Origin of the sequence: Helicobacter pylori (assembly GCF_002832345.1) — a bacterium.
Classification (GTDB): Bacteria; Campylobacterota; Campylobacteria; order Campylobacterales; family Helicobacteraceae; genus Helicobacter; species Helicobacter pylori_CP.
Window position 1 is genome coordinate 1 of the sequence record NZ_PHLZ01000026.1, and the last position, 26,772, is coordinate 26,772.

Annotated in this window: 31 protein-coding genes and 2 pseudogenes; 7 read left to right on the forward strand and 26 right to left on the reverse strand. The window is 38.6% G+C overall.

Annotated features, from left to right (window positions below; all coding sequences use genetic code 11):
* From CXY28_RS07220 to CXY28_RS07315, 20 genes and pseudogenes are all read right to left on the reverse strand, one after another.
* On the reverse strand, window positions 1–256 hold a 256-nt coding region (locus tag CXY28_RS07220; protein ID WP_232779997.1), incomplete at its 3' end, for an AAA domain-containing protein.
* A gap of 6 nt (window positions 257–262) precedes the next feature.
* Window positions 263–949: an AAA domain-containing protein gene (locus CXY28_RS08830; RefSeq protein ID WP_100977422.1), complete on the reverse strand. Its 687-nt coding sequence runs from the start codon at window positions 947–949 to the stop codon at window positions 263–265.
* Window positions 950–1,085: 136 nt separating this feature from the next.
* Window positions 1,086–1,643, reverse strand: a complete 558-nt coding sequence (locus CXY28_RS07230) for a restriction endonuclease subunit S (RefSeq protein ID WP_100980231.1) — start codon at window positions 1,641–1,643, stop codon at window positions 1,086–1,088.
* Window positions 1,631–2,407, reverse strand: coding sequence for a CAAX protease (locus tag CXY28_RS07235; RefSeq protein ID WP_100980233.1), 777 nt, complete (start codon window positions 2,405–2,407; stop codon window positions 1,631–1,633). Before CXY28_RS07235 ends, CXY28_RS07230 begins: the two co-directional genes overlap by 13 nt.
* An 86-nt stretch (window positions 2,408–2,493) precedes the next feature.
* Window positions 2,494–2,691, reverse strand: a pseudogene (locus tag CXY28_RS07240) (restriction endonuclease subunit M); the annotation flags it as partial.
* An 11-nt stretch (window positions 2,692–2,702) separates the two neighbouring features.
* Window positions 2,703–4,763: a heavy metal translocating P-type ATPase gene (locus CXY28_RS07245; RefSeq protein ID WP_100980235.1), complete on the reverse strand. Its 2,061-nt coding sequence runs from the start codon at window positions 4,761–4,763 to the stop codon at window positions 2,703–2,705.
* Window positions 4,764–4,787: 24 nt separating this feature from the next.
* Window positions 4,788–6,308, reverse strand: a complete 1,521-nt coding sequence (locus CXY28_RS07250; protein WP_100980237.1) for a YifB family Mg chelatase-like AAA ATPase — start codon at window positions 6,306–6,308, stop codon at window positions 4,788–4,790.
* Between the two features lie 2 nt (window positions 6,309–6,310).
* Window positions 6,311–6,838 (reverse strand): peptide deformylase, encoded by a 528-nt coding sequence (def, locus tag CXY28_RS07255; RefSeq protein WP_100980239.1) that lies wholly within the window; start codon window positions 6,836–6,838, stop codon window positions 6,311–6,313.
* Between the two features lie 4 nt (window positions 6,839–6,842).
* Window positions 6,843–7,430, reverse strand: a complete 588-nt coding sequence (clpP, locus tag CXY28_RS07260) for an ATP-dependent Clp endopeptidase proteolytic subunit ClpP (protein WP_000540573.1) — start codon at window positions 7,428–7,430, stop codon at window positions 6,843–6,845.
* 20 nt (window positions 7,431–7,450) lie between these two features.
* On the reverse strand, window positions 7,451–8,806 hold the full coding sequence (tig, locus tag CXY28_RS07265) for a trigger factor (protein WP_100980241.1): 1,356 nt from the start codon (window positions 8,804–8,806) through the stop codon (window positions 7,451–7,453).
* Window positions 8,807–8,917: 111 nt separating this feature from the next.
* Window positions 8,918–9,754 (reverse strand): outer membrane protein, encoded by an 837-nt coding sequence (locus CXY28_RS07270; protein WP_100980243.1) that lies wholly within the window; start codon window positions 9,752–9,754, stop codon window positions 8,918–8,920.
* A 28-nt stretch (window positions 9,755–9,782) separates the two neighbouring features.
* Window positions 9,783–10,565 carry a flagellar sheath lipoprotein HpaA gene (gene hpaA / locus CXY28_RS07275; RefSeq protein ID WP_100980245.1) on the reverse strand — a complete coding sequence of 261 codons (783 nt, stop codon included), beginning with the start codon at window positions 10,563–10,565 and terminating at the stop codon, window positions 9,783–9,785.
* Between the two features lie 112 nt (window positions 10,566–10,677).
* Window positions 10,678–11,154 carry a cyclic pyranopterin monophosphate synthase MoaC gene (gene moaC / locus CXY28_RS07280; RefSeq protein WP_001131546.1) on the reverse strand — a complete coding sequence of 159 codons (477 nt, stop codon included), beginning with the start codon at window positions 11,152–11,154 and terminating at the stop codon, window positions 10,678–10,680.
* Between the two features lie 8 nt (window positions 11,155–11,162).
* The gene (gene mog / locus CXY28_RS07285) at window positions 11,163–11,693 is read right to left on the reverse strand and encodes a molybdopterin adenylyltransferase (RefSeq protein ID WP_100980247.1); all 531 of its coding nucleotides are present in this window, start codon (window positions 11,691–11,693) and stop codon (window positions 11,163–11,165) included.
* Window positions 11,694–11,705: 12 nt separating this feature from the next.
* Window positions 11,706–12,143: a molybdopterin synthase catalytic subunit gene (locus CXY28_RS07290; RefSeq protein ID WP_100980249.1), complete on the reverse strand. Its 438-nt coding sequence runs from the start codon at window positions 12,141–12,143 to the stop codon at window positions 11,706–11,708.
* Window positions 12,144–12,365 carry a MoaD/ThiS family protein gene (locus tag CXY28_RS07295; RefSeq protein WP_198542637.1) on the reverse strand — a complete coding sequence of 74 codons (222 nt, stop codon included), beginning with the start codon at window positions 12,363–12,365 and terminating at the stop codon, window positions 12,144–12,146.
* 79 nt (window positions 12,366–12,444) lie between these two features.
* Window positions 12,445–13,023 (reverse strand): GTP cyclohydrolase II, encoded by a 579-nt coding sequence (ribA, locus tag CXY28_RS07300; protein ID WP_040157918.1) that lies wholly within the window; start codon window positions 13,021–13,023, stop codon window positions 12,445–12,447.
* A gap of 89 nt (window positions 13,024–13,112) precedes the next feature.
* A complete protein-coding gene (locus CXY28_RS07305; RefSeq protein WP_232779998.1) occupies window positions 13,113–13,859 on the reverse strand; it encodes a DUF3943 domain-containing protein in 747 nt (248 codons plus the stop codon).
* Between the two features lie 179 nt (window positions 13,860–14,038).
* Complete coding sequence (locus CXY28_RS07310) at window positions 14,039–15,073, reverse strand: bifunctional 3,4-dihydroxy-2-butanone 4-phosphate synthase/GTP cyclohydrolase II (RefSeq protein ID WP_100980255.1); 1,035 nt, start codon at window positions 15,071–15,073, stop codon at window positions 14,039–14,041.
* A 170-nt stretch (window positions 15,074–15,243) separates the two neighbouring features.
* Entirely contained in the window at window positions 15,244–16,098 is an 855-nt protein-coding gene (locus CXY28_RS07315) for a glycosyltransferase family 25 protein (protein ID WP_100980257.1), read from the reverse strand.
* Between the two features lie 81 nt (window positions 16,099–16,179).
* On the opposite strand from CXY28_RS07315, the gene CXY28_RS07320 reads away from it, so the two are divergent.
* Window positions 16,180–16,800 carry a M48 family metallopeptidase gene (locus CXY28_RS07320; RefSeq protein ID WP_100980259.1) on the forward strand — a complete coding sequence of 207 codons (621 nt, stop codon included), beginning with the start codon at window positions 16,180–16,182 and terminating at the stop codon, window positions 16,798–16,800.
* 10 nt (window positions 16,801–16,810) lie between these two features.
* Here CXY28_RS07320 and CXY28_RS07325 read toward each other — a convergent pair whose 3' ends face one another.
* The 6 genes from CXY28_RS07325 to CXY28_RS07350 all read right to left on the reverse strand — a co-directional run bounded on the left by CXY28_RS07325 (window position 16,811) and on the right by CXY28_RS07350 (window position 22,599).
* Entirely contained in the window at window positions 16,811–19,189 is a 2,379-nt protein-coding gene (locus tag CXY28_RS07325) for a TonB-dependent receptor family protein (RefSeq protein WP_100980261.1), read from the reverse strand.
* Between the two features lie 206 nt (window positions 19,190–19,395).
* On the reverse strand, window positions 19,396–19,746 hold the full coding sequence (acpS, locus tag CXY28_RS07330) for a holo-ACP synthase (RefSeq protein WP_100980263.1): 351 nt from the start codon (window positions 19,744–19,746) through the stop codon (window positions 19,396–19,398).
* Window positions 19,747–19,752: 6 nt separating this feature from the next.
* Window positions 19,753–20,304 carry a flagellar basal body-associated protein FliL gene (fliL, locus tag CXY28_RS07335; RefSeq protein ID WP_000797032.1) on the reverse strand — a complete coding sequence of 184 codons (552 nt, stop codon included), beginning with the start codon at window positions 20,302–20,304 and terminating at the stop codon, window positions 19,753–19,755.
* An 8-nt stretch (window positions 20,305–20,312) separates the two neighbouring features.
* Entirely contained in the window at window positions 20,313–20,915 is a 603-nt protein-coding gene (gene rsmD / locus CXY28_RS07340) for a 16S rRNA (guanine(966)-N(2))-methyltransferase RsmD (protein WP_100980265.1), read from the reverse strand.
* On the reverse strand, window positions 20,894–21,220 hold the full coding sequence (locus CXY28_RS07345) for a dihydroneopterin aldolase (RefSeq protein ID WP_100980267.1): 327 nt from the start codon (window positions 21,218–21,220) through the stop codon (window positions 20,894–20,896). The genes rsmD and CXY28_RS07345 overlap by 22 nt, the downstream gene beginning before the upstream one ends.
* Window positions 21,221–21,573: 353 nt before the next feature.
* Window positions 21,574–22,599 (reverse strand): class I SAM-dependent methyltransferase, encoded by a 1,026-nt coding sequence (locus CXY28_RS07350; RefSeq protein WP_198542638.1) that lies wholly within the window; start codon window positions 22,597–22,599, stop codon window positions 21,574–21,576.
* A gap of 108 nt (window positions 22,600–22,707) precedes the next feature.
* Here CXY28_RS07350 and CXY28_RS07355 point away from each other — a divergent pair, with 108 nt between their 5' ends.
* From CXY28_RS07355 to egtU, 6 genes and pseudogenes are all read left to right on the forward strand, one after another.
* Entirely contained in the window at window positions 22,708–23,325 is a 618-nt protein-coding gene (locus CXY28_RS07355; RefSeq protein ID WP_100980269.1) for an MBL fold metallo-hydrolase, read from the forward strand.
* A complete protein-coding gene (locus CXY28_RS07360) occupies window positions 23,326–24,093 on the forward strand; it encodes a HesA/MoeB/ThiF family protein (RefSeq protein ID WP_100980271.1) in 768 nt (255 codons plus the stop codon).
* A gap of 15 nt (window positions 24,094–24,108) precedes the next feature.
* Entirely contained in the window at window positions 24,109–24,882 is a 774-nt protein-coding gene (gene motA, locus CXY28_RS07365; protein WP_000366185.1) for a flagellar motor stator protein MotA, read from the forward strand.
* A 2-nt stretch (window positions 24,883–24,884) separates the two neighbouring features.
* Window positions 24,885–25,658: a flagellar motor protein MotB gene (gene motB / locus CXY28_RS07370; RefSeq protein WP_100980273.1), complete on the forward strand. Its 774-nt coding sequence runs from the start codon at window positions 24,885–24,887 to the stop codon at window positions 25,656–25,658.
* 5 nt (window positions 25,659–25,663) lie between these two features.
* Window positions 25,664–26,101, forward strand: coding sequence for a hypothetical protein (locus CXY28_RS07375; protein WP_050825581.1), 438 nt, complete (start codon window positions 25,664–25,666; stop codon window positions 26,099–26,101).
* A gap of 69 nt (window positions 26,102–26,170) precedes the next feature.
* A pseudogene (gene egtU, locus CXY28_RS07380) lies at window positions 26,171–26,772 on the forward strand (ergothioneine transport permease/ergothioneine binding protein EgtU); the annotation flags it as partial.

Here is a 26,772-nt window from a genome sequence, read left to right on the forward strand (position 1 = left end):
GTGTGATAATTCCTATGGTTTTTCTGATTTTTCTTTGGTTAAGAGCGCGATTGATTTGCTCTAAAAGCTCTATGATTTTTTGAACTTGATTTTTGTTATAGCTACTTGTTTTTTCTAGTTTATGCTCCCCTTCAACATTAATCCAACGGATAATATTCTTAGGATCGTAAAATTGCGAGGTATTTTTGATCACTCCATTCTTAAGTTTCTCTTTATAAAAAAGCTGACTAACTAGCGATCCAATAGAAGCAGGCATTCTAAATTACTCATTAAGCATGGCCTTATTACTCTCTGGAATATGCTTATAGAGATTTTCAAAAAAACTCTCTTCCAATAATTGGCGATCAATGGCATCCAAGTTTTGAATATCATCGCTCTCTAATTGTTCTAGGAGGTACCTATCAATGCTAGGTGGGAGCTGGTTGTGATCGCCTATTAAGATCAGTTTTTTAGTGCGAAGTGTAGGAATCAAGATTTCTGGTGCTGTGGCCCTGCCTGTCTCATCTATGATGGTAACATCAAATTCCATCAATTCAATCCCAAGATGCTTAACAGCAAGACCAACACAAGTAGCCCCTAAAACTTGATGCTGACTTATTAAAAGTTGTTTGATGTCATTATCAATATCTCTAAAATCCTTGTCTTTTATACACTCATGCCATTTGTTCATATAGTGGTGCAACTTAGCATTTTTGGTTGCATTTATTGAATTCTGTTTTATCTTTTTTTCTATCTTTTCTTTATAAGATGACCACCAGTTTTCCAAAACATAGGGTTTAATGTTTTCATATTGCACCTTATCTTCTTTACCAATGCGCACTATTGATTTAATACCCTGCTGTTGCAAGCCGTTCAACACATTGTCCACGGCTATATTTTGCTGAGAAATGATGCATACTTTGGCAAAATGGCTAGCGTTGAGAATTTGAAACACGATTTCTTTAATCACGGTTGTTTTGCCCGCTCCCGGTGGACCTTATATTAAAAAGATATTCTTTTCATTGAGAGCTTTTAATGACCGACTGGGATCTCAAATTTTAAAATATGCTTATATTTTTAATGACTTCAATCTTAATTATTCCGTGTTAGATTATCAAAAGAATGAGGGCGTCTAAAGAATAAAGATAACAATCCAAATCGCTTAAAATGTTAGCGATAGCGATTTGTTCGTTTAGATGGGGTAAAAGGATTTCAAAATCTTTTAAGTCTTTGGCATAGAGATGATACACCGTGCTACCCACTACTTTAGATAAAACTTGATTTTTATCATAAACAATACAATAAGCTAAAAAGCACCCATTTAAAAGATTGCTACCAGATCTTATAATTAAAATATCGCCCCCTAAAATAACGCCTTTTTTAAGAATACAACTAGCGGTAGCTAGAATATTTGGGGTTTCAGCAGAGCCAGACATTAAAACATCATTATTTAAAGAAAGCATGGGGTTATCATAAATATTTGTAAAACTTTTAATGTTTGTAACCACTCTATCATAATGCGTAAAAAGTTCGCCATAGAGAATACACTCATGTTTTGCGTTAGGGCTTACTTGACTTTTTGATAGCCCTTTGCCTTTTAAAAAAGTAGCAATATCCCCAAGCCTTACTCTTTGCCAATTTGAGAGCGTTGTTAATGCGTCCATGCGTTCTCCTGAATAATCTTAAAAAAGACAACACGCTCTAATTTTAGGGTGTTATCAAAAGCGTTTTTAGGATTAAAATCCAGCCTTAATAGCAAGATTTCAATGTTTTTAACTAGCGAACTTGTTTTGATTTTAGAAGGATTGTTGTGGAATAAGTCATTCCTAGCCTTTCGTATCAAGCTGAAAGCCTTTAAAAAATGATCCCAAGTGCCATAGGCTGGCAAGACATGTTCGTTGTGTGTTTTATGATCTGCGAATAAGGGTTTAAAATCGCTCCAATACATTTTAATAATGGTTTCTAAAGCGCCAAGAGTGAATAAGTTTAAGATTTGAAAGCCATTGTATCCTTTTAAACTCTCTAAATGGTGGGTGTTTTTTAAGCGTTCAATCTTATGGTTAAGCTTTTTAGATAAAAACCAATCGTCAACATCCTTGCTGCTACGTTTTTGAGCCAAAATAACCGCCATTTTAGAGCGCAAAGCCGTTTCAAAAAAATGTATCCATAAAAAAAGCATGTGGTGCGTTTTAATCCGTTTGTTGTAAAAATGCATTAAAAAATCAAAAAGGTTATTGATTTCATTTTCTTTATTGGGGTATTTTTGTAACACGATACCCAATTCCTTACTAGCGCCTATGAGGTAGTCATAGTGTAACACGCTGATAGATTTTTTTAATTGATCCAAACCCTTATTTTTGAAAGCGAGGGGGTTTTTTAGGGCTAGATGCTTTAAAATACGATTAAAAACTTCATTTTCAAGTTCCATTAAATTTCCTGTGCTATAATCGCTTTCAGTTTGGGGGTCTCATAGCGAGGATACGCTAGTCAAAAGGCACTCCAAACTTTTTAATATCAAACGACAATCCCCAAATCTTTCAAATGCTCTAAAACTTTTGATTCGCTCTCTTTGACTTCTTTGTCCAGTTCTAACAAGCTGTTAGAGTAGCTTGAAATGATTTCATTAAGAGTGCTAATAAAAGCGTTGATGCGTTTTTGGATCTTGTTTTCTAGGGCGTTTTTCAAGCTGTTGAGCCATTTGTCTTTGATGATGGATTCAAGCTTTAAGCCCTCATCGCGCGCATGGAATTGGCTAAGGCTAAAAGCGTAACCCCCACATCGCCAAAGACCGCCTCCCACAAGCTCGCTACCCCCATAAGCCCTAGCACGATAAAAACCGCCTTAATCCCCAAAGCAAACAAGATATTTTGCCAAATAATGCTTTTAGTTTTTTTAGCGATCGCTAAAACTTTCACTAACGAATTTAAGGAGTCATTGGTGATCACAATGTCTGCGCTTTGCTTGCTCAATTCTGAGCCTTTCCCCATGCCAATCCCCACGTCAGCGCTCGCTAGAGTCGGAGCGTCATTGATGCCATCGCCTACAAAAATCGCCGGGGCTTTATAGCGTTCTTTAAAAGTTTTAAACACGCTCGTTTTTTCTTCAGGCAACAAGCTCGCATAATATTCACAGCCTAGAGTTTGAGCGATGCTCTCAGTCGCGCTTTTTCTGTCCCCGCTCAAAATGCAAAAATTTTCTATCCCTTGCGCTTTTAAATCCCTTAAGCACTCTATGGCGTCATCTTTAATCTCATCGCTAATGACGATATAGCCTATATAAGTTTGGTTAAAAGCCACATGTACGATCGTGCCGTTTTCTTTGGAAGGGCTGTGCGCGATATTGAATTGATCGAGCATTTTTTCATTCCCTGCGATGATCAAATCCGTATGGCATTGTGCTTTAACCCCCATCCCGCTCACTTCTTCATAATTTTTAATGTCATGCTGGTGCTTATCGTCCTTTAACATTTCTTCGCATGCTTTTTGAATGGATAAAGCGATCGGGTGCGTGGATAAGAGCTGCGAACAAGAAGCGTAATGCAAAACTTCTTCTTTAGAATGCCCGTTTTGCGGCACAATATCTGTTACTTTAAAAACGCCTTTAGTCAAAGTGCCGGTTTTATCAAAGGCGATGCTTTTAGCTTGGGTAAGCACCTCTAAAACATGCACGCCTTTCATTAAAATGCCTTTTCGGCTCGCCGCTCCCACGCCCCCAAAATACCCTAAAGGCACAGAAATCACTAACGCGCAAGGACAGCTCACCATTAAAGCCACAAGCCCCCTATAAATCCACTCATCAAAGCTCCCCATAGAAAACAAGGGCGGTAATACAGCGATCATTAAAGCAATGCATAAAACGCTTGGGGTGTAGTAGCGTGAAAATTTAGTGATGAATTTCTCGGTTTCGCTCTTTTCATTCGTGGCTTGTTGGACTAAATCCACCACTTTAGCGATAGAAGAATCTTTATACCTTTTTTCTACTTGAATTTCAAGGACCGCTTTTAAATTCAAGCTCCCCCCTAAAACTTTAGAGCGTTCGCTGACATTAACAGGCATAGACTCCCCGCTCAAAGCCCTTTCATCTAGCAAACTTTCGCCCTTAATCACCACGCCATCCACAGGCACTTTTTCGCCGACTTTCACCACCACGATGTCATTAATTCTTAAATCTTCAGGCGCAACGCTCACTAATGCATCGCCCTTTTTCAAATAAGCCAGATTAGGAGCGACATCCACTAAAGCCTTAAGGGATTTTTTAGAGCGAGCGATAGCGAGTTTTTGCAAAAATTCGCCCGCTGAATAAAACACCATAATAGACACGCTCTCTTCATAAGCCCCCACGCAAAAAGCCGCAATAGTCGCAATGAGCATCAAAGCGTTTTCATCAAAAAATTGCCCTTTCCTAAGCCCACGAAACGCCCCTAAAATCACATCTTTACCGCTCACTAGATACACTAAAGCGAGCACCACAAACACCGCTTTTTCAATCAAAGGGCTAGGGTTTAGGTGTAAGATTAAAATCGCGCCTAAAAAGACAGCGATCGTAACAATGAGTGGCGTAAAACTCAAGGGCTTTTCTGCGGCCTCTTTAAAAGACAGGCTCAAATGCGGTTCGTTTTGCTTGATGAAAGCCTTAACTTTTTCAAAATCGCTCGTATCCAAAAACAACTTACTGGTGCTGAAATTGATTTGAGCCTTTTTTACATAGTCCAGTTTGTTTAAATCCCTTTCTAATTTAGACGCGCAATCAGGGCAATCCAAATTGTGAATGTGGTATTCTTGCATTTTCTCTCCCTTATAAAAATCCTTTTAAGAAATCTTTCTAAAACTCAACGCTTTAAGCATGTGAGATTTTTCTATATTCTCGCAAGCGTTTAAATCCGCAATCGTCCTGGCGACCTTTTTGACCTTATTCACAGAGCGCATGGACAGATTAAACCTTTCAATCGCCTGCTCTAACAACTTTTGCGCTTCAAAATTTAAAGGGCAAAATCGTTCGATCTGCTCTTCATTAAGCTTACCATTAAAAGCGCTCTGTTTCCTTAACTTTTGCTGTTTGAAAGCTAATAATACTAATTCATGCATCTCTTTTGAAGTCCAAGAATGCGACGGCGTGTCTTTATAATTCCCCTCTTCCATTTGCACAAACAAATCAATCCTGTCTAAAAAAGGCTCGCTCAAGCGGTTTTTATACTGCGTGATTTCTCTGTCTTGGCAACGGCATGCTTTGGTCGCACTGAGTAAATTCCCACACAAGCAAGGGTTTTGAGCCCCCACAAATAAAAAAGAGGTTTCGTATTCAATTTTGCTATGCACTCGTGAGATCACCAATTTATTGTTTTCTAAAGGCTCTCTTAAAGCTTCCAAAATTTCCTTTTTAAAATGAGGCAATTCATCAAAAAAAAGCATGCCGTTATGCGCTAGCGCGATTTCGCCGGGTTTTGGCTCTTTTAGAGAGCTTGAGCCTAAAATGCTGGATTTTGAAGCGCTTTGGTGAGGGTTTCTAAAACTCCTTAAAGGGTAATAGGCGCTGTCTTGCTCGCTTAAAATGCGTAATTTTGTCGCTTCTAGGATTTCATTCAGGCTTAAGGGAGGTAAAATATAACGCATGCGATTAATAATCATGCTTTTCCCACACCCTGGACTTCCCTCTAAAATCAAGTTATGAAACCCAGCGCTAGCGATCAAAGCGGCTTCTTTAGCGACAGCTTGCCCCTTAACTTCTTTAAAATCTAAGGCATAGGCGTCTGAAAAATAATACTCTTTATCGTTCAGTTCTATCGTTTTAAAGGGTAGTTTTTTCGTGTGGGTGTCTGCTTTAATTTCAGGGTTTTGCAAGATTTCTAAAGCTTCTTTAAAATGATCTACAAAAAAGCATTGCAAATTAGGGATAAGCGAAAAAAGCTCTTCGTTAGCCTTAGGTGCAATGATCTTAGCATGGGGGCGCTTAATGGCAATGTCTAAAAGCATGGGGAAAATGTTAGGATTGGGTTTGATCTTGCCATCAAGCCCTAACTCCCCAAAAGCAAACCACTCTTTAAAAGCCAACTCTTGTTTTTGCAAAGCGATTAAAAGAGCGATAGGCAAATCAAAATGGCTCCCGGATTTAGGCAAATCTGAAGGGGAAAGGTTGATGGTGATTTTTAAAGGCGGGAAAATGAAATCGTTATTTTGTAAAGCCGATTGAACCCGCTGTTTGGCTTCTTGGATAGAACTATTAGCCAAGCCTGAAATCACAAACGCCGGCAAAGCCCTTGTGAAAGTCGCTTCCACGGCCACGATTTCTGCCACTCCCCTTTGCATGGTCGCGCAAAATATCGTGTTAATCATGATTAAGACTTGTTTTTGGGATTTTTACTTAATTCTTTTAATTCTTTTTCAAATTTCTTACGCTTCAAAATGGATAATTTATCCACGAATAACACGCCATTGAGGTGATCGATCTCATGCTGAATGGCTACCGCTAACAGCTCGCTCGCTTCTAAAACTTTCACTTCAGCGAAGCGGTTTTGATACTCTATCTTAACCTTTTCAAAACGCTCCACTTCTTCATAAAATCCCGGCACAGACAAGCACCCCTCTCTATACATCATTGATCCCCCAGTTTCTATAAACTTAGGGTTAATGATTTCTAAGCAGTCTTCTTTGTGTTGCACGCCGTCTTCTCGTGGGAGATTGATAATGAGCATTCTTAAAGGCAAGCCCACTTGAATAGCGGCTAACCCTATCCCCTCACTAGCGATCATAGTCTCATGCATGTCATCTAGCTGTTTGTGGAGTTTTGCATCAAAAAAAACGACCTCTTTAGAAATCGTTCTTAAAATTTTAGAAGGGTAATGGATAATCTCTAATAACGCCATGCAATCACTTCACATTTTTCTGTAACACTTTATCAATCAGGCCATACTCTTTAGCTTCTTTAGCGCTCATATAAAAATCCCTGTCCGTGTCTTTAGCGATTTGCTCCAAACTCTGCCCTGAGTTTTGAGCCAAAATAGAATTCATCAAGCCTTTAAGCCTAAGAATCTCATTAGAAATGATTTCAATATCGCTCGCTTGCCCTTGAGCCCCCCCTAAAGGCTGGTGGATCATAATCCTTGAATGGGGCAATGAAAAGCGCTTGCCCTTAGCCCCACAGCTCAGTAAAAACGCCCCCATAGAAGCCGCTTGACCGATACAAATCGTGGAGACATCAGGGCGGATAAAATTCATGGTGTCATAAATGCTAAGACCGCTTGTTATCACCCCACCGGGAGAATTGATATACAAGCCAATGTCTTTTTCAGGGTCTTCAGCTTCCAAAAACAAGAGTTGGGCCACGATAGAAGACGCCACGCTGTCATTAATTTCACCGCTCAATAAAACAATGCGATCCTTTAAAAGGCGTGAGTAAATATCATAGCTACGCTCCCCACGATCGGTATTCTCTATTACATAAGGAATGTATCCCATCATCTCTCCTTTTTAGCTGTTTAACCCACCTGAGTTTTTTGAGCGTTAGGCCTCATTTTCTCTAAAATTTCTTGCTGCTCTTTAGGCAAATTTTTATCCAACAAATAAGCTAACACCCTATCTTCAATCATCGCCATTTTCACCGCCGCTAACATGTTATTTTTGCGGTATTGCTCAATGAGATTTTCTGGGTTTTGCCCTGTCATCATCGCTTCATAATACAAGGTTTGAAAAACTTCATTGTCATGCACGCCAATTTTTTCTTCCTTCGCTAAAGCGTCAATGATAAAAGTGATTTTCACGCTTTTTGTCGCATCGTTCCTAAAGCTCTCACGCTTTTCTTTGGCTTTTTCTTGACTTTCTTGTAAGGATTTGACTTCTTCAGCTTGCATGGAATAAAGAGCGTTCCTGAACAACAAATCCATTTCTTGCTCTATGATCGTTTTAGGCAAATCAAAAACGATCTTTTCATCTAAATTTTCAATCAATTTTTCTTTCAGCTCTTCGTTATAGAGTCTGGCTTTATTTTCTAAAAACAACTGCCCTTCAACCCTTTCTTTTAAAAGCTTTAAGGTCGCATTCTCTTCATTAGCCAACACGATTTTAGCGAGTTCGTCATTGATTTCTAACACTTCACGCGCTTGAATCTGGTGCAATTTCACTTTAAAAAGGGCTTCTTTGTCGGCTAAATGCTCTGCATGGTATCCGCTAGGGAAAGTCAAAGGGAATTCCTTTTCTTCGCCCGCTTGCATGCCTAAAAGAGCCTTTTCAAAATCTTCTAGCATTTGCTTATTGCCTAAAATCAAAGTGAAATTCTCAGCCTTGCCCCCTTCAAAAGGCGCATTATCTATAAAGCCTTCAAAATCAATCGTTAATTTATCGTCATTTTGAGCCTTTCTTTGAGCGTCAGTATCCACAAATTTCGCGTAATCTTTAGCGAGCTGTTTCAAACGCTCATTAATTTTTTCTTCATTTGGAACTTCCACTCCCACGCTAGGCACGCACTCTTTGATCTTGTCTAAAACAATCGTGGGTTTTAAGCCAATATCCGCTTCTATTTCAAAATGCGTGTCTTTTTTTTCAAATTTAGTGAGATTGGGGCTACCGATGAGATCCTTATTTTCAATCCCTAATTCCTTAAAAGCGTTTTTTAAAACCTCTTGAATCATCTCTTCTTGAGCGTCTTGTTCAATTTGGGCTTGATAACGGGTTTTCACTAAACTAAGGGGGACTTTACCTCTTCTAAAGCCATCAATTTTAACTTTTTGGGCGATTTTTTGAGCGATTTTATCGTAACGCTTTTCTAAATTTTCAATGGAAGGTTTAGCGCTCAAACGGGCGTTAGCGGTGTCAATCTTTTTCACTTCAAGATTCATTTTTTTCCTTAATGGCTAAAAAATTAAATTTTTGTATCATTATAGCTTAATTTGTTTTAATTCCGGTTTATAAAAAGCGGTTTTAATTCTAGTTTTCAAAAATTTAAAAAACTAAAAGTCATAAGTTGAAGTGAGATAGACAGAAATATTGCGCCTGAAATGAAGGGTATATAAAGGGGTTTTAAAATAATCATTGGTTAAAAAGGGGATGCGCGCGCCAAATTCTATCGCCCAATTCTTATACCTTGAAAAGCGGTAACGATACCCCACATTCAGCATCACTTGAAACATGTAAGGGTGATAAACGCTCAAAGGATCTTTAGCCCACTTTTTAAAAATCTTTGTTTCATAAAACCAGGTTTCTCCCACGAAATTCATCCCTAAAATCAGCGTCCCGAAAGCGCGTTTGTATAAAAAGTCAGCTCCCGTGCCATAAAAAATAGCGTTAATAAAAGTCTCTTTTCTTTGCAATTTTTCTCTATAGCTTTTAGGGATCTGCGAACTCTCCCTCAAACTATCGCCTAATGCGCCTTTATTTTTAAGAAAAAACCCATAAGCATAATCCAAAGAAATATAAAAACGGAAACCATAGTGCTCTTTTTTAGGAAAAAATTGTTTATAGCCATAAATCAAACTGACTTCAGCAAAAGGAATGTCTCGGTATTTTGAATGGTTTTCAAATTTTTCCCTGCTCTGTAGCCATGACATTTGCACCACGCTTGTGCCGTAATAATGGGAGCTTTTGTCTATGTTAAAAAGCTTTCGTTTAGGCTTTTTAGGCTCAGCAAAACATGGAGGGTGGGCCTTGCCCCTTAAACACTTCTTTGCTAAAAACCGCTGGAATCCTAGATCTTCTTTTTTGATAATGGTGTAAGTAACCAGATCATCAGCCCTTAAATACACGCTCAAAAAGAACGCTAAAAACCCTTTTTTAAGCAGTTTATTCAAGCGTTCTTTTCTTATGCGTTATTTGTCTTTATCGGTTTCTTTTGCCTTTTAATTCCTTGGCGTCTTTTTGATAAGATTCTAAATTCTTTTGAGTGAGTTTTTTGTCTATTTCTTGCATGATATTTGCAAAAATCTTGTTCAAAGCGCTCTTGATCGCGTCATTAGAATTATCCGTTCCCTTAACCATAGTGCTAACTAACCCCCCGCTATGGCTTGAATGGGTGGTTTTTAAGAATTTTTCTTGAATGTCCAACTCGCTCAAATCCATCGTAAAAGAATCCAAAGATTCCCCACTCATAGGCTCTAGTATGGTAACCTTAATAAACCCAGCCGGGATTAAAACCCCTTCCATTTTATCCAAACCGGTAGAGAATAACAACCCAGGTTCTGATTTTTTCTGTATGGTTCTTTTAGGATCGGGGCGTAAAACAATTTCGCCATTCATAGCGACGGCCAAATACCCTTCTTTTTTTTGCGAAAAAGACAAATCGTCTTTATCGCTGCTATCCACATTAATAACCTTATAGCCCTGATTTTGCAAAATCTGTTCAACCTTGATTGCGGTTTGATTCTTGAATTTGTTTTCATACTCTTTAGCGATATTATCGCTGTATTGGAAAGCTGGCCTTAAAAGTAAAATCTTTTCATCTAACGCTTGAACTTTCTCGCTAGCTGGATGGTAATTCAATTTCAAAGCGACTTCATTGGTTTCAATAATATGCGGGCTGCATCCCACTAATAAAGCCGCCACGCTCGCACCTAAAAGGCATTTTTTCCATGCAAAATCTTTAAAATGATTATTTGCTTTCATCGTTCTATCCTTGATTGTAATATTTTAGACTTCTATAACAACAAAGCAACCAACACGCTTTTGTTGTCAAAATGTTATTTTACCCTAACATCTTTAGATTATTAGTTTTTTTCTATTTTTTAGCGTTATAATCCCCGCTTTTGCCTCCGCTTTTATGCTCCAACATCACACCGCTAATTGTCATGCTCTTGTCAATGGCTTTCACCATGTCATAAATGGTTAAAAGCCCTACGCTCACACTCATTAACGCTTCCATTTCTACGCCCGTTTTAGCTTGAGTTTTGACTCTCGCATAGAGTTTAAAACTACAAGTTTCTTTTTCTTCTAAAATATCAATATCCACCCCATTGAGCATGATTGAATGGCACATGGGAATGAGCTCGCTTGTCTTTTTAGCCCCCATAATCCCAGCAATAATAGCAGTCTGCAACACCGGACCCTTTTTAACGCCATGATTGATAATAGCGTCATAAGCCTCTTTATTCATGCTGATACGACCGCTTGCTAGAGCGATTCTTTCAGTGGTTTCTTTATCCCCTATATCCACCATTTTAGGCTGATTTTCTTCATTCAAATGAGTGAGCGGCATTTTTTACCTTATTGTTTGGGGCGAAACGCTTGAATATTTTTTTCATTCACTTGCATATAATTCCCTAAAATCAAATCTACGCAATAAGGAATCGCTGGAAAAACCGCCTCTAAGCATTCTCTAATACTTTTTGGCTTACCAGGGAGATTGACAATCAAACTCTTATTCCTGATGCCAGCGCTCTGGCGCGACAGGATCGCTGTAGGCACGTATTTCAAACTAGTCATTCGCATAAGCTCTCCAAAACCAGGAAGCATTTTTTGGCACACTTTTTCTGTGGCTTCTGGGGTTATGTCTCTTAAAGCAGGGCCTGTGCCTCCTGTAGTAACGACTAGATCGCATTGGTATTCATCGCACATTTTAATCAGCGATTTTTCAATCAAATCCCTTTCATCAGCGACGATTTCATAATGGAATTCTAAAGGATTGAGCAGGTATTCGCTCAACACTTCTTGTATCGCTTTGCCGCTTAAATCTTCATAAATCCCTTTTGACGCTCTATCGCTCGTGCTCAAAACGCCTATATGAATCGTTTGCATTTGAACTCCTTTTTAAGCTAAAAGCCCGCTCCCTTTTAAAAGGTGGCTTCTTTCTTTAGCGTAGATGCGTTTATTATGGATTAAATCGTATTTCCAAATAGGGGCGTTATGCTTAAAATCTTCAATAAAATCTTGGTATAGTTCTAAGGCATTTTTTCTATTCTTTCCCATTAAAACGCATAAAAATGAGCTTTGTCCTATCAAAACATCGCCCAAGCTGTGCGCCATTTTTAACACCACGCCCAAATTTTTGGCTTTATGGTGCCATTTTTCAAACCAAGTCTTTAATAGCGCTTCATAAATATCAAAACTCAAGCCTTGAATGTTTTCCTCTTTTCTCACAATCCCAACAAACACACAAAACGCTCCAAAGTTTTTCGCGCAAGCTTCCTCTTGATAGGCTTTTAAAAGCTTGTCAGTATCTAACGCCCCTTGAATGATTTTTAACACCTAGCCCCCACAAACCGGTGGCAACAAACTGACCACATCGCCATCTTTTAAAGGCGTGTTTAAATCGTCTATTAAACGATCATTAAGGGCTATCGCGCAAACGCCCAACCACTCTTTTAGGCCCTCTTTTTCCTGTAAAATCGCTCTTAATTCTTTCAAATCATTCGCTTTGATGAAAAAATTTTCTTCTTTTATGGGTCCAAAGAATCGCACTTCTATCATTATCTTACCCCTATATTGCGCCTTTTAAAGCATGATTTTAAAATATTTTCAAAACCTCTTTGAAAAGCACTTTTAGTTTTCACAATAAATGCCCCATTTTGAGCTTTTTAACTTCCAAATACCCTTGATTGTGCTCATTAGCGCACACGATCAAGCTCTCTCTTGTTACCTCAGCGTATTTTTCTAAAGCGGCGATCTTTTTAGGGTTGTTTGTGAGTAAGCGCATTTTTTTAATGCCGTAATATTCTAAAATTTCACCCGCAACACTGTAATCCCTTTCATCGTCTTTAAACCCTATCATTTCATTGGCTTGAATGGTATCATAGCCCTTATCTTGCAAAGCGTAAGCATTGACTTTATTAAACAGCCCTATCCCACGCCCTTCTTGGCGCAAATAAATCACTAGCCCCCCTTCTTTAGAAATCCTTTCTAACGCCATTTGCAACGCCCCCCCGCAATCGCATTTTTGAGAGCCTAGAGCATCACCCGTTAAGCATTCTGAATGCAAACGCACTAAGGGGTTTTGAGAAAAATTAGGGGTGAAAACCACTAAATGATCTTTAGAGCCATTAGAACCTTTTTCTCTAAAACACTGGATATAAAACTCCCCAAATTGAGTGGGTAATTTGGCTTGGTTAGAGACTTCTAATCGTTTCAAGGATACTCCTAAAATTAGTTTTAAAACGCATCTTTTAAAAAAAAGGTATTCTATCAAAACTCTTTATAATTTTCTTAAATTTTAAGCTCTTAAAATTTGTAAGTCAAATTCAAACCATTGGGGCTTAAACTAGAACGGATTTCATGTTTATTATAAATCCCTAAAGCTTCCCCAAGCCCTAAATCCCTGATCACAAAACCGATAGGATCCATAAGAGCGATAACCAAACGCCCTAAAAATAAAGAGCCAAAAAGCTTGCCTTGGTTGCGTTGGATATAGCGCGTGAGCTGGTAAAACCCTTCCCCTAAAATGGAGCCTAATAAAGGCGTGATCACTAGATCCTGCCAGCTAGGCACTTCCACAAACGCTTCCAAGCCATATTCCCAAAAAAGCGTGGAAGTGATAAAAGAAAAAAACGCTGATGCCATCCAACCAAACCCAGCCATGCGCGGTTGCATATAATACATCGCCCCAAAATAAGGGTGCAAAATTTCATTGAAAATAAAACTATCGTTGTCCAGTTTTGGCCCCATGCGGACATTTTCAAACCAACTTTTGATCCCAAACTTTTCTCTATCCCAATTCGTTACGCTCTCTGGCATGAGATACAACCCCACAATCCCTATCACCAACGACACGCCTAAAATCCCTATACTCGTGCCTAAATATTTCCAACGGCTATTTGGGGCATAAGGGATCGTGTTGCTCTTTTTAAACTTCTTTTTAAAATAATGCCACGAGAGATTTTTAGAAGGGCGTCTGAGCGTTTCTTCTAATTGAATGCTGTTAGCGTTTAAAAAACTACAGCCTAACCCCCAAATAATAACGCAAACCATCCAAATCTTTTGGAAGGTTTTTAGGACTATTTTCAATAATATTTTTAGGAATGTTTTTAATGAAATCAGCATAAACTCTATTATTACTCTCATCAGGTTGCAAACTTTATTGCTTGACTTAAAAAGAGTTTATTATACCTTAAAAACATTACAACACATTCAATAAGACTTAACAAGCCTCAAAGGCTAATCGTTTCTACAAGCTTAAGCCCAAACCCGCTCAAAGCCTTATACTGCCTGTCTTCAGAAGAGCTTAAAAGCCTGAAATCCTTTATCCCTAAATTTTTTAACACTAACGCCCCGATCCCAAAATCTTTAACGATATTGTTTTCTTTAGAATGCGTGTTCATAAAAATCAAATAACCCCCTTCGCGCTTTAAATATTCTAAAGCCTTAAAAAACACTTCAAACGCACCGGTCGTTAAAAAATCAAAATCCTCTTTGATAGGGTGGAAACGCACTAAAGGGGCTAAATCATTGGTTGTTACGCCCTTAAATTTAAAAGCGTAATGGTTTTTTTGCTGGTGGTCTAAAAAAGTGTAGCATTGCGTTTGGTGTTTTAAAAATTCCCTTTCTTCTTGGCAAAACATTTTCAGCAAACTTTCATTTTCCAAACGATAGCTGATCAAATCAGAAACATAGAGGGTTTTAAGGTTGTGTTTAATGGCGAAATCGCTCAAAAATTTATCCCCTCTCCTCGCCATAGAGCCATCTTCTTTCATGATTTCACAAATCACGCTCACGGGCTTTAATCCAGCTAATTTGCATAAATCCACGCTCGCTTCAGTATGGCCTGTGCGCGCTAACACGCCTCCATCTTTGGCGATTAAAGGGAAAATATGCCCCGGGCGCACAAAATCGCTCGGTTTGGTGGTGTCTTTACACAATAATTCAATCGTTAAATGCCTTTCAAAAGCAGAAATCCCGGTTTTGGCTTCTTTAGCGTCAATGGAAACCGTGAAAGCGGTCTCATGGTTAGAATCATTCACGCTAACCATAGGAGGTAATTCAAATTTTTTCGCTAAATCTTTAGTCAAAGACACGCAAATCAACCCCCTAGCATGCGTGGCCATGAAATTGATTTTCTCAGGGGTGGAAAAAATCCCAGCTAAAACCAAATCCCCCTCATTTTCTCTGTCTTCATCATCCATAACAATAAGCATTTCGCCATTTTTATACGCTTCTAAAGCTTCAGTAACTCGTTTTAAGATCATTCTAACTCCCTAGTTTTATTCAATAATATTTAGTTTTATAGAAAAAAGAAATATAGCATGTTTAATAACGATTATTACTTTATTGCTTTATTTAGATACAAACCGCTAAAGCCTTTAAATAAATTGAATGAAACTCCCCCTATCATGCAAGAAATGCTCAAAGACTTATTCTAATGTTTGCCAATTCTGATTAATTTTGGGCTATACCTAAAAACTTTATCCAAGATTTTAACCGCGCTTTTATGCAAAAAACGGCCAATCCTGATGCTTAAAGGTAATTTTTTAGGCCTTTGTTTTTCTGTGTTGGAGTTTTGAGAGTTCATTCCATCGCAAGCAATCGCAAATTCTTCTAACACATAGTTTTTGACCCCATGCCAATAATGCCTATCCATCACGCAATCTATGGGCATCACCCATTCTTTCGCGCTGTATTTCAATAATTTTTGCGCGGCTTTTGGGGCTAAAACATACCCTTGAGTGCCAATGCCATCTTTAAAATTTAAGATTTGAGAAACCCCTTTAATAAAAGTCTTTTGTTTGGCCACATTTTCTTCTAAATGCATCAAGCGGATATAGCCTAATTCGTTGATGTGTTTATCACAAAACTCCAAGCTCTCTTTAAAACGCTCTTTGACAATAATATCATCTTCTAAAATACAGATCGCTTCATTGAGTTCTATGCATTTTTGCCACAAGGAATAATGGCTCGCATAGCACCCAAGCTCCCCAAACCCCATCCTCTTCCCGCAATGCTTGAGTGCGTAAAAGAAATTTTTTAACGCGCAAGGGGGGCGTTTTTCATTTTTACAAAAAGCCCATAAATCTTCAATCATAAAAGCAGGGTGCAAATGCTCTAAAATCAAGGGGTGTAATTGAGTGGGAGAGATTTTAGAATAGATCGCATCAAAAATTTCATAAGAGATCCCTTGAAGTTTAAGGCTCTCTAAAAGGGGGGTTATATGGGTTTCTTTTAAAGAAAAATTTTGACAGGTTTTTGGGCTTAAATGAATAATAAAAACACGCATGTTAGCCTTAATTCTTAATACAAATAAAATCAATATTAAACAGACTCACATTCTAGCGCAAATTTTAGTAAAATACGCAGTATGTTAGATGATATTCCTATTACCATTCAAAAAAGTGAAAAAATCAAAACCCTGAGCTTGAACATCACGCCCTCTTTAGAAGTGATTCTAAAAATGCCCAATTCTTGCTCTCAAGCTAGAGCGAGCGCTTTTTTAAAAGAACAAGAAGCTTGGCTCAAAAAAACCCTTTCAGCCATGCAAGAAAAATACTCCCTTTTACACTCGCGCCTAGAAACCTATCAAAACAAAATCCTTGTGTTTGATGAGGTGAAAAACGCCAACGATTACACCCTAACAGAGCTTAAAAAAATCTTAAAAACTTATTTGGAGCAAAAACTCCCCTTGATCGCTCAAAAAATGCAAACTTCATACACCCATTTTAGCATTAGAAACAACGCTAAAGTTTTGGGGAGTTGCTCTTATCATAACCGCTTGAGTTTTGCTCTTTTATTGGTTTGTGCTCAAAAAGAAGCGATTGATTATGTCATCATCCATGAGCTCGCCCACACGATCCACAAAAACCATTCTAAAAATTTCTGGCATTGCGTTCAAATCTTTTGCCCTAATTACCGCGCTCTAAGGGAGCATTTAAAACAAAGGGTTGTTTTTTACACCCAACTGCTCAAGCAATTACAGCCCTAAAGATTAAACCTTAAAAATGATAACTCACATACGCTGTGATGCTTCTAGGAGGCGCAGCTTCTTTCCCGTTAGGGCTAGTGCCTATCCCGCTAAACCAATATTTCATGTTAAAAATGTTATTGATTTGCAAGCTCGCATTAACGCTTTGATTTTTGCGTTCCCACAAAGTGCTAGAAATTTGCAAATTCCACACCCAATACCATGGCGTCATGCCCACTGTTTTGGTAACGATAGTGCCGTTTTTGATCGTGGGCGCGTATTCTGTAAAAGGCACGGTGTTTAACACATCGCTATAAGCCGTGCTATAAAAGAAAGAACTCAACCCAATCGTGGTTTTAGCGTAAGTGTAGCTCGCGTCTAAAATGAATTGGTGCGGGCTGACAAAAGGGAGCTTTTTGCCAAAAATATCTTTTTTAGGCCCTTTAGGATTAGCAGGGTTAGTTACCATTGTGTGGCTGGTGATATTAGCGTCTATAAAAGTGTAAGCCGCATGGAAATTAAGCCCCCTAATAGGCGTGTAATACAATTCCAGCTCCACGCCTTGCGATCTTGCATTGACCGGCTCTTTATTATCCCCATAGCGACCGGTAAAATAATTATTCGCAAAAATCACAAAATAATTCGCGTTAAAACTCACTTGATTGTTAAAATAAAATCTTTGGCCTCCTTCCATGACATTAAAGATTTGAAAATAATCCGTGCTTGCGCCTACAAAATTACCGATATTGCTGAATTGGGGCGGAATGTAGCTTCTTTGGTAGTTGAAATAAAACAACCAATCTTTAATGGGTTTATAGCCGACATTTAGCGCCGGATTCCATTGGTTGTAACGATCTTTAATGGTTTTTCCTGTTTGGCCTGCTTTAAAAGGGGGAGCGTCTTTTTTTTCGTAATTTAAAAAAGTGTATCTCAAGCCCGGCGTGATCGTTAGCATGCCGTTATTGAAATTGATTTCATCGCTGACATACACAGCGGTATAATTGTTGAAATTATTGAGTGAAGTTCCTGCATCAAACCCGCTCCCGCTATTAGGCATGCTAGGGTTTTTCCTGGTGGTGGATCGGCGGTATAAATCTTCAGTTAAAAACCGCATTCCCATGTTAAAAGTTTGTTTGACTTTACCGGTATTGATGATTAGATTGAGTTTGGGCTCAAAGGCATTCACCACGAAGCGGCGGATATTGTCATAAAATTGCCAGCAAGGGCTATTCGTGTCGCTATAAGAATACAAACCGCAATTAGGGTTAGTCGCGCTGATTTCTCCCTTTCCCTTAAAGGGTAAAATCTTGTTTTGACTGCTCATATACACGCTTTGGTATTGGTTAGAAAAGCCAAAATCCCTGCTCATGTCATGCGTGAAATAAGTGAATTTAAAATCGCCCCCCACTTTCCTATCCGGATCGCCAAAATAATTTTGATACACGATCCCAAAGCGCTTGGCCCGCCCTCCATCTTGATTGTCAGGGCGTTCATTAATAAAGCGGTTATAGGCGTAATCTTGCACGCTCAAAGTGCCTGGATGGTAAGAGTTGTATTGATAATACTGGTAATAGGCTTTAAAAGTATTGGTCGCATTAATCTTATAAATCGCATCCAACAAGTAGTTTTGCACCTTTGTAGGGCTATTTTGCCTGAAACCTTGCCCGTTAATCCAATTGCCCTGCATGCTAATTCCTACATACTTGCCAAACATCCCAGCCGTTCGCCCATAAGTGTTAAACAGCATTTGGTTTCCTAAAGTTTGGGCTAAGGGCTTGCCTTTTTCTTTGGGATCTACAAAATTCCCATTAGAGGATCGCCCCCAAAAAGTGATCCTTTCAGCCGCTTGATTTTCCCACTCTTTAGGGATTTCTTTAGTGATGACATTCACCACGCCTCCAAAAGTGTTGGGGCCGTATTGCACGCTCGTGCCTCCCTTAATCACATCAATCCTATCCACTGACTGGAAAGTAACAGGGAAAATCGCCAGTTCAATATTAGAATACGGTGCGCCATAAACAGGGATACCATTGACTAAAATCATGTTAGTGTTGCTATGCCCGTTACCACCCCCACCAAAACCGCGTACCGAAATTTTAGGCAACACGCCTGTGCCTGTAGCGTCTCTGATTTGAATCCCTGGCACATTTTGCAAAGCGTTTTCAATATTCAAATTACCCGTTTTTTTGAGTTCTTTGTTGGAAATCACCGTGCGAGAGCTTGTGGAATTACGCACCTCTTCGCTTTGCCATGAAAGCGGGGCACTGGAACTGAATTTTTGCTCGGTGGTTGTCACTTTTTTTAAAAAATGGTGCTTATCTTTCGCGCTCATAAAAGAATTAAAAGTCCAAAAAGCCAAAGTGTATAACGCTAAAAAATAAGAGGTTTTTACCCTCAAATAACTATTCATTATGATAACCTTTCTCATTTAATTCAAACCGATGCATATTATAAAAATAATTATTATAATTAACTTAAATTTTGAAGTTTGATTCTATTGATTTACAATTCGTTATCAAAACGATTTGAAAAAAGTTTTTTTGTTTTTTAACAGCTGCTAAGCGTTTTTTAAAAACAGAATGTTATGGGGGTTTTAGGGTGCATTATTGATACATTTTACGAAGAAACCATCACAACCGCTATCGCAAAACCAGCGTCATGGCTGATGCTCGCGCTCAAGCTTTGGATATTGAAATAATCCATTTTTTCTTTGGAAAGGGTGATTAAGGGGGCGTTTTTAGGGCTTTTAGAAATGCGTATATCTAAAAAACTCAATTCCTTACCAATACCCACTTGAAGGGCTTTAGAACAAGCTTCTTTGAGTGCAAAAAACCCGGCGATGCTGCTAGATTTATCCTTGCATAAAACAATCTCACTTGGCGATAAAAAACGCTCTAAAAACTTCATTTCAAAGCGTTTCATGCACTTTTCTATCCTAGCAATAGAGACAATATCTACGCCAATCATTTAAAATTATTGGATGATAAAATCAGTGAAAAAGACATTTTTAATAAAGCCATCGATCAAAAACGAATTCAAATGGCTCTTAATCTCGTCTTTAAGCTTGTTTTTGCCTTTGTTGGTAACCACTTCTTCCACGCTTTTAGACGATAGAATCTCTATAATCGTGTCTTTAATCGCTGTGTCTTTAACCTTGACTTCATTCAAAAGCTTTTCATTACTCAATTCTAACGAAATAGAAGCCTTAAGGTAGCGTCTGCCATTTTGAGAGACCAGATTCACCGCAAAAGGCGCATCAATCGCATACAAAGGCCCAAGCACCAAATATTGCTGGATATTAGAACCTTCTTTAGCCTCTTGATTTTTGTTCGCCATAGGATTAGCTTGAACTTCTTGGGTGTTTTTAGAAGCGTTTTCTTTAGATTCTTCCTTATTCCCCATAAGCAACATGATAATCACCCCCACCAATAAAAGCATCACTAACACGCTTCCAATAATAACAAATAAAAGGGCTTTGCTTTTTTTTTGGGGTTGTTGCGCGGTATTTTCTTGTTCTTCTGCCATGCCTATTCCTATTGAAAATAAGTTAAAGTGGTTTTCCCAAATTTTTTCTGTTTGATTATAGCTAAAGTTACAAGACTTTTAGGCATTTCATGCAGGCTTTCATGCTCAAAAACCACCAAAAGATTTTTTGGATTAAAGCGTTTTAATAACCTTTCTAAAGCGTGAAAACATTTTTCATAAATCCCTAAAAACCCGCTTGTTTCAAAAGGAGGATCCAAATAAATAATATTCAAAACGCCATTTTTTAAACCTAGTGTGGGCAAAAGCTTGAAAGCGTCATCTAAAAAAGTTTGAATTTCCATTTCTTTTTTCAGGCGGTTTTTAAAGAGGGAAATATTTTCTAAGAGCGTCTTATAAGCGCTTTTGTTTTGCTCAAAAAACACCGCGCTTTTAGCCCCCCTACTCAAAGCCTCTAAACCCATAGAAGCGCTGCCTGAAAACACTTCTATAAAGTGCGCTCCATTAATTTCTGCTTGCAAGGTGTTAAAAAACGACTCTCTTACGATCGCTTTGGTGGGGCGCGTGCTAGAAACGTTAGGCAAATTCAAGCCCAATCCCTTACAAGCCCCCCCAATAATCTTAAATTTTTTTACTGGCTGATGATTTGGCATAATTTTTGGGTGTATTCTTCTAATAATTGCTGAATCTTTTGCTCTTTAGAAAATTGGATTTCTTCGCAAGGTTTTTCGCTCGTCTTTAAAGCGCGATAAAAATTTCTTATATCTTCTTTCACGCTCTGTTTAGTGAAAGGCTTTCTTAAGCACTCTTCTATAAAGCATAGGGGCTTATTAATCTCTAGCGTTTCATCATCGCTTAAAACAAGATCGCAAACTTCCATAGCAGAGAGGCAATCGCTCAAATAAAATTCCAAACTCCTTTGAATCAACAAAGACTTGCAAGAAAGAAAAATTTTCAAAAAAACCCCCTTATCCCATCAATTAGGCTTAAATTGTTTCAAATTATAGCCATTCTTTCTTTTAAACACCAATATTAAATAAACTTAAAAATTGTTTCATTTTATAAAAAAGAAAAACAGAATGTTAAAAATAAAGCTCAAATAACATCTTTTTTTTTTTTTTTGGTATAATGCCACCCAAGGTAAGAGCAAAAGGCGTATTATATTCCTTCCTTCTTTACTATAACTTAGCATTTTAATCAACTTTTTCATTAAAATGTCCTGATGCTCTTACCTTTCCCCCTTTAAAAATACGCAAACTCTTTATTATTATTAATTATTATTAGATTGTCAAAATGCTTTTAATTTATATTTTATTTTTTCACGAACTCTAACGCTTTGAAACGCTCCCCCAAACCCCCAGGGCTAATTAGGGGCTTAATTTTAGCCGCTTCTTTTAAATACCTTTCATAACCCACGCTCTTTGAAAATGTTTCTAACAATTCCATAAGCCCCATATCCAGCAAAGCGTTAGCCTGCGTTTTAAAGAATGAAAATTGTGCATGGTGTTTTTCAAACAAAAAGTGCACCAGAGAAAAATTGACATCATAGGTCAAATCGCTCTGCTGATACAAAGAAGCTAAATGGTTTAAAATATCCTTAAAATCCAGCGCTTGGTGTTTTTTAAAAGCCCTTAAATGCATGTCTTTTCTCTCTGTTTCATCGCCATAATCAAAGCTCAAAAACACCCAAGAAGAAGCCTCATTCAATTTCTCTAACAAATCCTTAATAAAAGCCTCTAAAAATAACGGCGCGCACCCTTGTTTTAAATTCAAATTTTTAAGAAGTTCTTTAGTGGGTTCATCAATATTGCCCCAAACGCCCTGATGATCATGGGTGATAAAAAGCATTTGATCGTCTTTAATGATCTCGCAAGCGAATGCGTCAAACAATTCATTAGAGACAACGAACGCGCTTTCATGCCCCTTGAAATATAGATCTTTCAGATCGCAGATCGTCAAATCCAATTGCGTGGCTTGTTTGAAAATAGTTCGTTGGAGTTTTTGCAATTCCTTTAAAGGTTCGCAGCTGACAAACTCGCATTTTTCCATTACGCCCACGCTCAAAGCGTTTAAAAAACTGGCTATATCGCTCAAAAAATGCCCATGATGAGAGCCAATTTCTACAATTTTTAAAGGCAAAAATAATTTTTCTTTTTCTAAAAGCTTGATGATATAAAACGCCATAGCGCCCCCAAAAAACTTACTCAAAGACACCGAAGTGTAAAAATCCCCTTTTGGACCGATTAGCGCCTTTCTGTAATACCCTTTTTTTCCATAAAGCCACTCTTGCATGTAATTCCCAAACGATCGCACGATTTTCCTTTCATTCAAACTCATCTCAACCAACAATAATAGAAGCGCTATTCTAGTCAAAATCGCCTTATTTTTGCGCTATGATATTCAATAATAATGACTTTTTAGGCTAGTTTGAAGGGAGTTTAGAGTTTGGAAATTTTAAGGCGAGAGTGCGGGGCGGTGGAAGAAAACGCTTATATTGTGAAGCTTTCTAGTGGGGTGGATTTTATTATTGATCCCGGATTTTCTAGCAGCGAATGGGTGTTAAAAAACGCCAAGAACCCTAAAGCGATTTTAATCACGCATGGGCATTATGATCATGTATGGGATAGCGTTCAATTGTCAAAAACCCTTAAAGACACCCCCATTTACGCCCCCAAAGACGATGTGTTCATGCTAGAAAATGATATTTTCCATTTAGGCATGCCGGTTTTTAGCCCCACTTTTAGCGTGCCTTGCAATAAGGGTTGCACCACTTTAGAGATAGAAAACACTACCATTAAATATTGGCATTTTCCCGGACACACGCCCGGTTGTTCTATCATAGAAATAGAAGGGGTGATTTTTAGCGGGGATTTTATTTTTTATCGCAGCATTGGCCGTTATGATTTCCCTTATTCTAATGAAAAAGACATGAAAGAGTCCTTGATAAGGTTTCAAAATTTAGATTTCCCTAAAGACATAGAAATTTATCCAGGGCATGGGGATAAAACAAGTTTTTTTGCCGAAAGAGAGCATTCTAAAATTTGGGTTTCAAGGATGGCTTAATTGTTAAGCCGGCTAGAAAAAGAGCGTTATTTGCGCCATATCATGCTAGAAGATGTGGGCGAAGAAGGCCAATTGAAGCTTTTAAAATCTAGCGTTTTAGTTATTGGGGCTGGAGGTCTTGGATCAGCGGTTTTGATGTATTTGTGCGCCGCTGGGATAGGAAAAATCGGTATTGTAGATTTTGATGTGCTAGATATGAGTAATTTGCAACGCCAGATTATCCATTCACAGGATTTTTTAAACCAATCTAAAGCCTCTAGCGCAAAAGCGCGCTTAAAACAACTCAATGCTGGTATTGAAATAGAAACTTTTGAAGAACGCTTTAAGGCTCATAACGCTCTTTCTCTCATAGAGCCTTATGATTTTATCATAGACGCTACAGACAATTTCAACGCTAAATTTTTGATCAATGACGCTTGCGTGTTAGCCCAAAAACCCTATTCGCATGCCGGGGTTTTAAAATATAGGGGGCAAAGCATGAGCGTTTTACCCCATAGCGCATGCTTAGCGTGCGTTTTTGATAAGCCCCCTAAAAAGGGATTGAATCCTATTTCAGGGCTTTTTGGGGTCTTACCCGGAGTTTTAGGGTGTATCCAAGCGAGCGAATGCCTTAAGTATTTTTTAGGGTTTGAAACTTTACTTATAAATACTTTACTTATAGCCGATATTAAAACGATGGATTTTAAAAAAATTCAAGCACCCAAAAACCCTGAATGTAGGGTTTGTGGCACGCATAAAATCACGCATTTACAAGATTATAAAATTTAGATTAAGGGGTAAGTTTTGGATTTATCAACCATACTAGGCTTGGTATTGGCGGTCGCTTCTATTTCGCTAGGCGATATTTTAGAAGATGGCAACCCGTTGCACATTATCCATTTGAGTTCAGTCATCATCATCGTGCCTACTTCGCTTTTTGCCGCCATGACAGGCACGCATGCGCGTTACGTGAAAGCCGCTTACAAAGAGATAAAAATTGTTTTTTTAAACCCTAAAATCAATTTAAACGAAACCATTAAAAATTTAGTGGAATTAGCCACTCTGGCTAGAAAAGATGGGGTGTTGAGTTTGGAGGGGCGAGTGGCGCAAATTGAAGACGATTTCACCCGTAATGGCTTGTCTATGATCATAGATGGCAAGGATTTAAAATCCGTTAAGGAAAGCTTAGAAATCAGCATTGAAGAAATGGAAGAGTATTACCACGGCGCCGCTCATTATTGGGAAACAGCCGGTGAGACCGCTCCTACTATGGGGTTAGTGGGGGCGGTTATGGGGCTTATGCTAGCCTTGCAAAAACTGGACAACCCGGCTGAAATGGCAGCAGGGATCGCTGGGGCTTTTACGGCTACTGTTACAGGGATTATGTGTTCTTATGCGATTTTTGGCCCTTTTGGGCATAAGCTCAAGGCTAAGTCTAAAGACATTATTAAAGAAAAAACCGTTCTTTTAGAGGGGATTTTAGGCATCGCTAATGGGGAAAACCCAAGGGATTTAGAAAACAAACTCTTAAACTACATCGCTCCCGGTGAGCCTAAAAAATCCCAATTTGAGGGCTAAAGATGACTAAGAAAAACAAACCTACCGAATGCCCCGCCGGCGAAAAATGGGCGGTTCCTTATGCGGACTTTTTGTCGTTATTGCTCGCGCTTTTTATCGCTCTTTATGCCATTTCAGCGGTCAATAAATCCAAAGTGGAAGCCTTAAAAACCGAATTTATTAAGATTTTTAATTACGCTCCCAAGCCAGAAGCGATGCAGCCGGTTGTAGTGATCCCGCCTGATTCAGGGAAAGAAGAAGAGCAAATGGCGAGCGAAAGCTCCAAACCGGCTTCGCAAAATACCGAAACAAAAGCCACTATCGCTCGCAAAGGCGAAGGCAGTGTTTTAGAGCAGATTGATCAAGGCTCTATTTTAAAGCTCCCCTCTAGTTTGCTGTTTGAAAACGCTACTTCAGATGCTATCAATCAAGACATGATGCTTTATATTGAACGGATCGCTAAAATCATTCAAAAACTCCCTAAAAGGGTGCATATCAATGTGAGAGGTTTTACAGATGATACACCTTTAGCTAAAACCCGTTTTAAAAGCCATTATGAATTAGCCGCCAATCGCGCTTATAGGGTGATGAAAGTCCTTATACAATACGGCGTAAATCCTAACCAATTGTCTTTTTCTTCTTACGGATCTACAAACCCTATTGCGCCTAATGATTCCTTAGAAAACAGAATGAAAAACAATCGCGTGGAAATCTTTTTCTCAACCGATGCGAACGATTTGAGTAAGATTCATTCTATTTTAGATGAAGAATTCAATCCCCACAAACAGCAAGAATGAATCGCATGAAATCAATTTTTTTGTCCATCTTTTTGTTGTTAGCGAGCCTTGTTGCTAGAGAAAAGGACGCTTCTTCAAACCTTTTTGATTTGATTGATAAAGGGATCAACAGGGAACAAGAATTGAAAGAACAGGAGCAAAAAACGCGTTTAAAACTGGCTCAAAGCCCTTTAGTGGCTTTAGAGATTGTCCCCCAAGAAACGCCCTATTTAGAATGGCAAGGGGCTAGGGAGTCGTATTATTTAAAGGTGAGCGCTGTCGTGGAGAGCGTGGTTATCTTAAAAATTGACATCAATCAAGGGCGTTCTTGCTCCCTCTACCCCACGCCTAAAAGCGTTTCTTTAGTGAGGAATCAAAGCGTAGCCTATGAAATTCTATGCGAAAACCAACCCTTATGGATAGAAGTGAGCACGAATTTAGGCAAACGCATCTTTCAGTTTTAACCTGCAACCGACATTAAAGAATGCCTTTAGCATTTTAAAACCCCATTTATTCAAATAAGTTTGGTTATAATGCTAATCATGGGCGTTTTTAAACAATTGATCAAAGAATTGTATGAATGGTTGCTCCATTCTATAGATGTGGCTACGCAGCATTTAGTTGCTATGGTGTTAAAAATAAGCATGGTAAAATATTTGGTAAAAGAATTTCATGATCGCTTCATTTATTTTATAGATTTGATTGTGCAACATTTTATCATCGTTGCGCTTTCTAGTTTTCTCGTGCTGGTGTTTGGGATTTTGATTGGGGTTTTTGTGTTTTATAATTCAAAGGCTAGGGCGTTCTTGCTCCCTATAGTGAATTTCCTCTACACCATCCCATCGCTTGCGTTATTCGCGTTATTCATTCCTGTGATTGGGGTGGGGTTAAAAAACGCGCTTTTAGTGTTGGTCTTATACGGCTTATTACCCATTGTCCATAGCACTTATAACGCTTTAAAAGAGGTGAGAGGAGAGGTGGTTAAGGCCGCTATTGGGCTAGGGTGTAACCCAAAAGAGTTGTTTTTTAGGGTGCGATTCTTGCTCGCTATCCCCCAAATTTTAGTGGGCTTAAGGATTGCGGTAGTGATGTTAGTGGCGATGGCTGGGATTGGGGCGCTCATTGGGGCTGGGGG